This is a genomic window from Arthrobacter sp. Dra40, from assembly GCF_059091905.1.
The window spans coordinates 1-10,357 of sequence record NZ_JBNHHB010000182.1; the positions used below are offsets into that span (position 1 = coordinate 1).

The following is a 10,357-nucleotide window of genomic DNA, read 5'->3' on the forward strand; positions in this document are numbered from 1 at the left end:
GGCGCTTCGTCAACCAGCGCTTCGCCAAGGGGGACCTCAGCCGCGGCGGCAAGATGACCTATTCCATGCCGGAGACCGCAGAGGAAGTCGCCGACGTCTACGGCATTTCCCGGGAAGACGCCGACGCATTCGCAGTTCAGTCCCACGAGCGTGCCATCGCAGCCATCGAGGCGGGCCGGCTCAAGGAGGAAATCGTCCCGGTGACGGTCAAGGGGCGCAAGGGCGACACCGTCGTCGACACCGATGAGGGGCCGCGTGCCGGCACCACCATGGAGGTGCTGGCAGGACTGCGCTCCATCATCAAGCCGGACGGCGTGGTGACTGCCGGCAACTCCAGTTCGCTCAACGACGGCGCCTCGGCCATTGTGATTGCCTCCGAAGCCGCCATCAACAAGTTCGGCCTCACCCCGCGCGCCCGCATTGTCGACGGCGCGTCGGCCGGCGTCGCACCGGAAGTCATGGGCATCGGGCCGGTGCCGGCCACCCGCAAGGTGCTGGACCGCGCGGGCTGGAGCGTAGACGATCTCGGCGCCGTCGAGCTCAACGAAGCCTTCGCCACCCAGTCGCTGGCGGTTCTGCGGGACCTGAAGCTGGACCAAAGCATTGTGAACAACGACGGCGGTGCCATCGCCTTGGGACACCCGCTCGGGTCCAGCGGCTCCCGCCTGGTGGTGACCCTGCTGGGCCGGATGGAGCGCGAAGGCGCACAGCGCGGCCTGGCCACCATGTGCGTGGGCGTGGGCCAGGGCACCTCGATGATCGTTGAGCGGGTCTGATGCTCTTCGACGACTACTCCTTCACTACGTTGCGGGTGGGCGAGCGGGAGGACCGCGTCCATCTGACGCTGAACCGGCCGGAAGTCCGCAACGCAATCGACCAGACAATGGTGGACGAACTGCACGCCGTGTGTGCTGTTCTGGAACGCGAACCGCGGATCCTGATTCTGTCCGGCACCGAGGTCAACGGCAAGGGAATCTTCGCCTCCGGCGCGGACATCTCCCAATTGCGTGAACGCCGTCGTGATGATGCCTTGGCCGGCATCAACTCCACGGTCTTCCACCGCATTGCGCGGCTGCCGATGCCGGTCATCGCCGCCCTCGATGGCTTTGCCCTTGGCGGGGGAGCGGAACTGGCCTACGCTGCCGACTTCCGGATTGCCACCCCCTCAGTGAAGATCGGCCAGCCCGAGACAGGCCTGGGCATCATGGCGGCCGCCGGCGCCACCTGGCGCCTCAAGGAACTGGTCGGCGAGCCACTGGCCAAGGAGATCCTGCTGGCCGGGCGCATCCTCAACGCCGACGAGGCGCTGGCAGCCCGTCTGATCACCGAGATCCACGAGCCCGGCGGACTCATCGACGCCGCGCACGCGCTGGCGGACCGGATCGCCAGGCAGGATCCGCTGGCGGTGCGCATCACCAAATCCGTGTTCCACACCCCGCGTGAGGCGCACCCCGTGATCGACACCATCGCGCAAGGCATACTGTTCGAGTCGCAGGCCAAATTCGACCGGATGCAGGCATTTTTGGATAAGAGCGCCGCCAGGAGCGCCGCCAGGAGCGCCGCGAGGAGCGCAGCCCAGCACCAGGAATCCAAGTAAGGGAGATGAACTGTGCAGACTATTCCGAATAACGTAGGCGTGCTTGGTGGCGGCCGCATGGGCGCCGGCATTGCCCACGCATTCCTGACAGCGGGCGCCGACGTCGTCGTCGTCGAGCGCGACGAGGCTGCCGCAGAGGCCGCGCGTGAGCGGGTGGCCTCTGCGCTGGCCAAGAGCGTGGAGCGAGGCACCACGGAGGAGTCGCTGGGGGCGCTCACGGCGCGGCTGGCCGTTTCCACCGACTACGGCTCATTTGCTTCGTGCGGACTGGTCGTGGAAGCCGTGCCGGAGGATTTCGAGCTGAAGTCCACCGCGCTGAAGGCCGTCGAAGCGCAACTGGCACCCACGGCCTGGCTGGCGACGAACACCTCATCGCTGTCGATCACCAAGCTTGCGGACCAATTGCAGCGCCCGGCGAACTTCTGCGGCCTGCATTTCTTCAACCCCGTTCCCGCCTCGCAATTGGTGGAAGTGGTGTTGGCTCCCCAGACGTCCGAGGAGCTGGCGGCCGCCTCCAGGAGCTGGGTCGAGGCACTGAAGAAGACCGCCGTCGTCGTCAACGACGCTCCGGGGTTCGCCTCCTCGCGACTGGGCGTGGCCATCGCGTTGGAAGCCATGCGCATGGTCGAGGAAGGCGTGGCATCGGCGGAAGACATTGATGCTGCCATGGTGCTGGGCTACAAGCACCCGGTGGGTCCGCTCAAGACCACGGACATCGTGGGACTCGACGTCCGTCTGGGCATCGCCGAGTACCTGCACTCGACGCTCGGGGAGCGGTTTGCCCCGCCGCAGATCCTGCGCGACAAGGTCGCCCGCGGCGAATTGGGCCGCAAGTCCGGCAAAGGCTTCTTCGACTGGGAGAAGTAACCGTGCGGAAGGAGCGGCCGGAATGAGCGGCCGGGCGGACGCGGCCGGAGCTGTCCCCTCCGGTCCCTCCGGTTCTGTCCCCACCGGTCCCTCCGGTTCTGTCCCCGCCGGTGCCGTCGCCTGGGAAGGCGCGGTCAACGCCCGCCGGGTGGCGGGGGACATCTTCCGGATGGGCCGCGCGGAATGGCTCACTGCCGCCGGCTGGCAGCAAGCGTACGACGACGGCGTGCGCACCATCGTGGATCTGCGCAATCCCGGGGAGCGATCCCGCCGCCCGACCGATCCGGTGGTGCCGCCCGCGGCCATGGATAAGTTCATCGTGCTGAACCGGCCGACCGAAGAGCCCGGGCATGCCGGGTTTGCCATCAGCGCCCCCTACATGAACCACCCGCGTTTCTACCTGGACAACGTGCGGGTTTTTCCGCAACTAATCGCCGAGGTCTTCCGCACCTTGGCGCACGCAGAGGGCGCCGTCGTCGTCCATTGCTCCGCGGGCAGGGACCGCACGGGGATGGTCTCCATGATGCTGCTCCAGCTCGCCGGCGTGCCCGCCGAGCGGATTGCGGACGCCCACGAACTGGGCATCCGCGGCATCAACGACTGGCACCGGATCAGCCCCTATCCGCATCCGGTGGAGCGCTACGTTGCCGGCGACGAGCTCGAAGCGCGGGTGGCGGACATGCGCGGGTCGCTGATGCAGGTGCTGGCCCAGCTGGAGGTGGAGCCGTTCCTGCTCCGCCACGGCCTGACCCATGTCGACATCGCTGCGCTCCGGAGCCGGCTCAGGTGATTCCCAGGGCCGGGCGGTACCGGGCTCCGCCCGGCAAAGCCGCAAGGCGCCGGCGCTGCGTAGGCCGCCGGGCCGCCGGGCGCCGCTTCGGCCGCCAGGCCGCCGCCTGCGCCGGCCAACAGGGGCTGTGCCGCCGGCCACGGTCATGTAGGCTAGATATGTTACCGACCGACCGTTCAGTATTTTATCTTCCCTTCCCATCGTGCGCAGCACCGGGCCGGGGGAAAAGAAAGGGCTGTCAACGATGACCTCTACCGCCGTTGATGTCGAAATTGTTCCCAGCTACATCCAGGATGCCTGGTGGACGCCCGAGGGCGATGTTTCCGGCACCGAGGTGCGCGACGCCAGCACGGGCGATGTGCTGGCCCGCGTCAGTACGGACGGGTTGGACCTCGCAGCCGCCGTCGACCACGGCCGCTCGGTCGGCCAAGCCTCACTGGGCAAGTTGACGTTCCACCAGCGCGCGCTCAAGCTCAAGGAGCTGGCTCAGTACCTGAACGCCCGGCGGGAGGCGCTGTACGAGGTTTCGCACCGGACCGGTGCCACCAAGATCGACAACATGATCGATATTGACGGCGGCATTGGCGTGCTGTTCACCTTCGGTTCCAAGGGTCGGCGCGAACTGCCGAACTCCCAGGTCGTTGTCGACGGGCCGGCAGAGGTGCTCTCCAAGGACGGCTCCTTCATGGGCCAGCACATCTATACCCGGATCCCGGGCGTGGCCGTGCAGATCAACGCCTTCAACTTCCCGGTGTGGGGCATGCTGGAGAAATTCGCTCCGGCCTTCATCGCCGGTGTACCGACTATCGTCAAGCCCGCCACCCCCACCGGTTACGTCGCCGCCGAGGCAGTGAAGCTGATCATTGAGTCCGGCATCCTTCCGGCCGGTTCGCTGCAGCTGGTCTCCGGCTCGGCCCGCGACCTGCTGGATCACTTGGACTACCGCGACGCGGTCGCCTTCACCGGCTCCGCCTCGACCGCCAACCTGCTGAAGTCCCACCCGAACGTGGCCGAGGGCGGCATCCGGTTCACCGCAGAGGCGGACTCGCTCAACGCAGCGATCCTTGGCCCCGACGCGGTGCCGGGGACACCTGAGTTCGAGGCGTACATTAAGTCGCTGGTCACCGAGATGACCGCCAAGGCCGGGCAGAAGTGCACCTCGATCCGCCGGGCCATCGTCCCCCGGGACCTTATCCAGGACGTCGCCGACGCCGTGCGGGCCCGGATCGAGCAGCGCGTGGTGGTCGGTGATCCCAGGGCCGAAGGCGTGACCATGGGAGCGCTGGCCTCGCTGGAGCAGCTCAAGGACGTCCGCGCCGCGGTCCAGGCCATGGTCGATGCCGGGGGCGAGTTGGCGTACGGCACGCTCGATTCGCCGCAAGTCACGCGTGCCGACGGCACCGTGGGCGACTCCGAGGGTGCCTTCATGTCGCCGGTGCTCCTGACCTGGAAGGACGCGGAAGCCGAAGCCGTGCACTCGCTGGAAGCCTTCGGGCCGGTCTCGTCAGTGATTGGCTACGAGGATCTGGACGATGCCGTGCGGCTGGCAGCCAAGGGCTCGGGGTCCCTGGTCGCCACGGTGGCTACCAATGACCCCCAGACCGCCCGCGTGCTGGTCACGGGGATCGCAGCCCACCACGGCCGCGTGCTGGTGCTCAACCGCGAGGACGCCAAGACATCGACCGGACACGGCTCCCCGGTGCCGCACCTCATCCACGGCGGACCGGGACGCGCCGGTGGCGGTGAGGAATTGGGCGGCATCCGCTCCGTCCTGCACCACATGCAGCGCACCGCCATCCAGGGGTCTCCCAACATGCTCACCGCCGTGACAGGTGTGTGGCATACCGGAGCTGACCAAAACTTCGACGCCGTGCACCCGTTCCGCAAGAGCCTGGCCGAGCTGAAAATCGGCGATGCCCTGCGCTCGGAACTGCGCCAGGTCACGCTCGAGGACATCACCGCGTTCGCCAACGAAACGGGAGACACGTTCTACGCGCACACCAATCCCGAAGCGGCGGCGGCCAATCCCTTCTTCCCGGGCATCGTGGCGCACGGCTACCTGCTGCTCGCCTGGGGCGCCGGGCTGTTTGTCGAGCCCGCACCGGGGCCGGTCCTGGCCAATTACGGTCTGGAGAACCTGCGCTTCATCACGCCTGTTGCGGCCGGTGACTCGATCCGCGTGACCCTTACCGCCAAGCGCATTACTCCGCGCGAGACGGACGAGTATGGCGAGGTCGCCTGGGATGCCGTGCTGACCAACCAGAACGACGAGATCGTCGCGACCTACGACGTGCTCACACTGGTGGAGAAGTAGCCGGAGCTCCTCCTGCCGCGTCCCCGGCGGCCTTCGCCCCGGGGACCGGCGGGAACACCGCCGCGTGCCACCGCCAGCACGCGAACAGCACCGCCAGCACGGTGGCGCCGTTCAGCAGCTGCGAGGTCGGCGGACTGGGAAACACCAACGACGTGGCAAGTTGCACCACGGCGAAAGCCAGCCACAACCACCACGCCTCGTAGATCCTGTGCGCCAGGCCCAGATGCACCACCGTCAGCACCGCGGCATAGAGGGCCTGCAGCACGAGGACGGTGAGCAGGCCGCCTTCCAAGGGGAATCCCCCGTAAATGTCACTGGCCATGAACAAGAACGTGGCCGTGACCAGGACCAGCACCGCCAGGCCCCAATCCCGGCCGGTTGCCAGACGGATCGGCACCCCGGAGCCTTGCCCGGCCGGACCAAGGGATGCGGCCGCCGCGCGCCAGCGCCAAGCGCCGTAGCAGGGCAGCAGCAGCGCCACACCCACTGAGGCGTTGACGAAGACGGCGCTGCCGCCGTGGAAACCCGGAATGAGCAGCAGCAGTAGAACCAGCGCTTCCTGGATCAGCAGTACGGTCCAGACCCATCGGGACCTCAGGCCGAACAGGGAGACCGTGAGCAGGCCGACCAGCGCCTGCAGGTGGCCCATGGAGACCATGGCGCCGGCCGAGCCATCCAAGACCTTCAACGCCATAATCCAGTCCATCCCGCCGCCCTCCCGTGGTGGCGCTTACACGGCTCGGCCCGCTGCGCCAGTACCTTCAGTGGTGGTGTGGCGTGGCCGCACCGCCGCCAGCCGGTGCTTGCTCCGCACCGGCCGCCGCAACGCACCCTGCCACGCCAAATAGCCGAAGATTTGGAGCCCGGCAGCGATCGCGCCATACAGGGAGAACCAGACCGGGGCGTCTTGGATGGCCGAGAGGAACATGGTTGCCAGCGAGAGCGCTGTGCCCAGCCACCACGACTGCGTGATGCCGTGCGCAAAGCCCAGGTACATGACGGCTGGAAGAGCAGCCAGCAGGGCATTGAACAAATAGAGCGGACCGATCTCGGCTACCGGGGTGACACCGGCGAAGCCATTGAGCAGGTACAGCAGCAGCAACAGGCCGGCGCCGATTCCCCATTCACGGCCATGGGCCGGCCGGAGCGGCACGCTGGAACCTTCGCGCCGGTACTGAATCCATTTCCACAGCCCGTAAAGCGCGGCGGCCAGCACGAAAACGGTGCTGGTGTTCAACCGTCCGTCGGGTATTCCGGTGGCCAGCAGGACAGCCGTTGCGGTGACCGGCAGCAGCCACGCCCAGGGTACGCGGTAGGCAAACAAAACAACGGCGGCGAGGGTCAGCGCCATATTCAGCGCCGAGACCCATTCGAACACCCCATCCATATCGATCACGTCCCCATAACGTCGACTGGTTGAGGTCAGCCTAGCAGGGGTGGACCGCGAATTGAGCCAGAGCTGCAGGAGGAAAAGTCAGTCCTCGATCAGGGCCAACGCAGGAGGTCGGCGGCCGTGCATCAGCAACAGAGCAGCCGGCCGGGCGGTGTGGCGCGGGGCGGGGAAGCAGTGAGCCGGGCGGTGTGACGCGGGCGGGGAAGCAGTGAGCCGGGCGGCAGCCTTCGTCAGGCGATGACGCGGGCCGCAGCAGGCAGGTGCAGGCCGTCGAAGACCATGGCGATCAGGTCATCGGCGAGCTTTTGCGGGGAGAGCGATCCACCCGGTTTGTACCACTCAACAATCGAGTTGATGGTGCCGAACAGCAGCCGCGCCGTGATTCTCGGGTCGATGTCTCCGCGCACCGAGCCCTCCGTACGGGCTGCGTCCACCAGTTCCGCGACCTTGTGGTCGAACGTACGACGGCGGTCCAGCGCATCGCGTTCAATCTCTGTGTTGCCTCGCAGGCGCAGCAGCAGGGTGACGTAGGGCAGTTTGTCGCACAGAACCTGGACGGTGCCGCGCAGTACGAACTCCAGGCGGTCATCGGCACGGCCGGCGGAGGCGGACGGGTTTTCGAGCACGGCTTCGAGGCTGCCGAGGGCTTCTTCCAGCGCCAGTCGCAGCAGGTCGCCCTTGGACGGGACGTGGTGGTAGATAGCGCTCTTGGAGATGCCCAGGTTCTCGGCCAGGATGCCCATGGAGGTGGCCTCGTAGCCATGCTTGTTGAAGACCCCAACGGCCACGTTCAGCACCGACTGCTGGTCGTAGCCGGGGCGGCCGCGGCGGGCGGTCTCCTGGGTTTTTGTCTTCGCCATTGTTCCATTCTCCCACGACCGTTAGGTCAGTAAAGCGGGCGGCGGGTGCCTGGGCAAGCCGGGCACCCGCCGTCGTTCACCGGCTTCTTCAGGCGTTGTCGCGCAGGTCATAGACCCGGCGCAGTTTGCCGCTGGAGCGGGCCAGGCTGCCGGGGTCGGCGACCACGATCTTGCAGCTGGAGCCCACGTGGATCTTGATCTGGCGCTGCAGCTCGCGGGCCGCCTCGGTGGCCTTGGCGGCGGTGCAGTCTTCGCGGCGTTCGATCTTGACCGTGAGCTCGTCCATCCGGTTGGGCCGGGTGATTTCCAACTGGAAGTGCGGACTCAGGCCCGGGATGCGCAGGGCGATTTCCTCGATCTGGGTGGGGAAGAGGTTCACGCCGCGCAGGATGATCATGTCGTCGGAGCGGCCGGTGATCCGGCCGATGCGGCGCATGTTCGGCCGGCCGGTGCCGGGCAGCAGCCGGGTGAGGTCGTGGGTGCGGTAACGGATCACCGGCATGGCTTCCTTGGTCAGGGAGGTGAAGACCAGTTCGCCTGCTTCGCCGTCGGCCAGCACGGTGTCGGTGAGCGGGTCGATGATTTCCGGCCGGAAGTGGTCCTCCCAGATAGTGGAACCGTCCTTGTAGTCCACACACTCGCCGGCCACGCCCGGGCCCATGACCTCGGAGAGTCCGTAGATGTCGCAGGCGTCGATGTCCATCTTGGACTCCAGCTCGTGCCGCATCTCATCGGTCCACGGCTCCGCGCCCAGCACGGCGACCTTCAGCGAGGTCTTCCTGGGGTCCACTCCGGCGTGCTCCATCGCGTCGACGATGGTCAGCAGGTAGGTGGGCGTGCAGAGGATGGCATCCGGTTCGAAGTCCTGGATCAGCTGGATCTGCTTTTCGGTCTGTCCGCCGGACATCGGGATCACCGTGCAGCCAAGCTTCTCCGCACCGTAGTGTGCGCCCAGTCCGCCGGTGAAGAGGCCGTAGCCGTAGGCGTTGTGGACCTTCATGCCCTTCTTCACGCCCGAAGCGCGGATGGAGCGGGCGAACAGCGTCTCCCAGTTCTGGATGTCGCGGCGGGTGTAGCCGACCACGGTGGCGCGGCCGGTGGTGCCCGAGGACGCATGGATTCGGGCGACTTCCTCCTGCGGCACGGCGAACATGCCGAAGGGGTACGACCGGCGCAGGTCTTCCTTGTCCGTGTAAGGGAACTTGGCCAGGTCGGACAGTTCCTTGAGGTCCTCGGGGCGCACACCGGCGTCGTCGAACTTCTTTTTGTACATCGGCACGCGCTCATAGGCGTAGGCAACCGTGTGCTGCAGGCGCTGAAGCTGGAGCGCTTCCAGTTCGTCCCGGCTCATCAGCTCCTCGGGGTCGAGGGTGTCCTCGGCGGCGGGAGTTGTCTTGCGGGCTTTCGTACCGGTGGTGGTCGTCATGGAACGGTCCTTTAATGCGGGGTGGGCAGTGCTAATCGGTAGAAGGCAGGCGCCTCAGGGGGCGGCCGGTTTGCGGGCGGGATTGGGAACGGTGCGGGAACGGCCGCGGAACTCGAGGAGGACGTCAGGGTCACCCTTCGGGTTCTTCTGCGTGACGGTGATGTCATACAGGCCGCTGCGCCCGGTCTGGTTGACCAGCCGGGCGGTGGCCGTCAGCTCTCGGCCGGCAAACCCCGGGTTGAGGAAATTCACGTCGACGCCGGAGGCCACCGTGATGGTGCTGCCGTCGCCGTCGGGGTCGTTGCAGGCCAGCGCGAAAGCCACGTCGGCGAAGGCGAACACCATGCCGCCCTGCGCCATGCCGAAGCCGTTGAGCATCTCCTCGCGCAGCCGCATCCGGATGACGACGTCGCCAAACTCCGCCTTCAGGACTTCCACGCCCATCCAGCGCGCGGCCTGGTCATCGACGAAGGCAGGATGCATCGGTCGCTCTCCCGGCTGCAGGTTGTTGCTGTCCGCCGGATTCTCGCGGGAAGTGTCGACGTCGATGTCCGTCATGAAGGCCCCTTGCTTTTAATACCGAATGTTCATTAGGTAATCCTGATTTGTGATCCAAGTCAAGACGGGACCCAGGGCGGCGGCAGCGCCGGTCGGTGGTGTGGGGCGGCGCTCCCGGATGCGGACAGCGCCGCCGTGCCCGGCGTTAGGCCGGCTCGGTGCCGCCGATCGCATCGAGGGCGAAAGCGTAATCCCACGCCCGGTCCTTCCAGGCCTCGTAGCGACCGGACGCGCCGCCATGGCCGGCATCCATTTCGGTCTTGAGCACGATCGGATCAGGGCCGGTTCCGGTCTCCCGCAGGGCCGCCACCCATTTGGCCGGTTCGACGTAGAGCACCCGTGTGTCGTTGAAGCTGGTCACCGCCGCGATCTTCGGGTAGGCCGCCGGGTGCACGTTCTCGTACGGGGAGTAGGACTTCATGTAGGCGTAGACATCGGGGTCGGTGATCGGATTTCCCCATTCCTCCCACTCCAGCGCGGAGAGCGGCAGGTCCGGATCCAGGATGGAGGTCAGGGCGTCCACGAACGGCACCTGCGCCACGATCGCCGCGT

At 66.9% G+C, this 10,357-nt stretch carries 11 protein-coding genes; 5 read left to right on the plus strand and 6 right to left on the minus strand.

The features are described from left to right. From AC5RWT_RS30055 to paaZ, 5 genes are all read left to right on the plus strand, one after another. Positions 1 to 776, plus strand: a 776-nt coding sequence (locus AC5RWT_RS30055) for a thiolase family protein (protein ID WP_494083401.1), incomplete at its 5' end; no start/stop codon positions are given. Then, positions 776 to 1,597 carry an enoyl-CoA hydratase/isomerase family protein gene (locus tag AC5RWT_RS30060; protein WP_494083402.1) on the plus strand — a complete coding sequence of 274 codons (822 nt, stop codon included), beginning with the start codon at positions 776 to 778 and terminating at the stop codon, positions 1,595 to 1,597. The genes AC5RWT_RS30055 and AC5RWT_RS30060, both read left to right, overlap by 1 nt. Positions 1,598 to 1,609: 12 nt before the next feature. Then, entirely contained in the window at positions 1,610 to 2,464 is an 855-nt protein-coding gene (locus AC5RWT_RS30065; RefSeq protein WP_494083403.1) for a 3-hydroxyacyl-CoA dehydrogenase family protein, read from the plus strand. Between the two features lie 22 nt (positions 2,465 to 2,486). After that, on the plus strand, positions 2,487 to 3,254 hold the full coding sequence (locus AC5RWT_RS30070; RefSeq protein WP_494083404.1) for a tyrosine-protein phosphatase: 768 nt from the start codon (positions 2,487 to 2,489) through the stop codon (positions 3,252 to 3,254). A 244-nt stretch (positions 3,255 to 3,498) separates the two neighbouring features. Then, positions 3,499 to 5,568 carry a phenylacetic acid degradation bifunctional protein PaaZ gene (gene paaZ / locus AC5RWT_RS30075; RefSeq protein ID WP_494083405.1) on the plus strand — a complete coding sequence of 690 codons (2,070 nt, stop codon included), beginning with the start codon at positions 3,499 to 3,501 and terminating at the stop codon, positions 5,566 to 5,568. Here the strand turns inward: paaZ and AC5RWT_RS30080 are convergent. From AC5RWT_RS30080 to AC5RWT_RS30105, 6 genes are all read right to left on the minus strand, one after another. After that, the gene (locus AC5RWT_RS30080) at positions 5,549 to 6,274 is read right to left on the minus strand and encodes a nicotinamide mononucleotide transporter (RefSeq protein ID WP_494083406.1); all 726 of its coding nucleotides are present in this window, start codon (positions 6,272 to 6,274) and stop codon (positions 5,549 to 5,551) included. The two genes, paaZ and AC5RWT_RS30080, sit on opposite strands and share 20 nt — an antisense overlap. A 24-nt stretch (positions 6,275 to 6,298) precedes the next feature. Beyond that, positions 6,299 to 6,955: a nicotinamide mononucleotide transporter gene (locus AC5RWT_RS30085; RefSeq protein ID WP_494083409.1), complete on the minus strand. Its 657-nt coding sequence runs from the start codon at positions 6,953 to 6,955 to the stop codon at positions 6,299 to 6,301. 236 nt (positions 6,956 to 7,191) lie between these two features. Then, positions 7,192 to 7,821 (minus strand): TetR/AcrR family transcriptional regulator, encoded by a 630-nt coding sequence (locus AC5RWT_RS30090; RefSeq protein WP_493966679.1) that lies wholly within the window; start codon positions 7,819 to 7,821, stop codon positions 7,192 to 7,194. 88 nt (positions 7,822 to 7,909) lie between these two features. Further along, positions 7,910 to 9,247, minus strand: a complete 1,338-nt coding sequence (paaK, locus tag AC5RWT_RS30095; RefSeq protein WP_493966678.1) for a phenylacetate--CoA ligase PaaK — start codon at positions 9,245 to 9,247, stop codon at positions 7,910 to 7,912. Between the two features lie 54 nt (positions 9,248 to 9,301). Next, positions 9,302 to 9,805, minus strand: a complete 504-nt coding sequence (locus AC5RWT_RS30100) for a hotdog fold thioesterase (RefSeq protein WP_494083407.1) — start codon at positions 9,803 to 9,805, stop codon at positions 9,302 to 9,304. Between the two features lie 145 nt (positions 9,806 to 9,950). Beyond that, positions 9,951 to 10,357, minus strand: a 407-nt coding sequence (locus AC5RWT_RS30105; protein ID WP_494083408.1) for a prolyl oligopeptidase family serine peptidase, incomplete at its 5' end; no start/stop codon positions are given.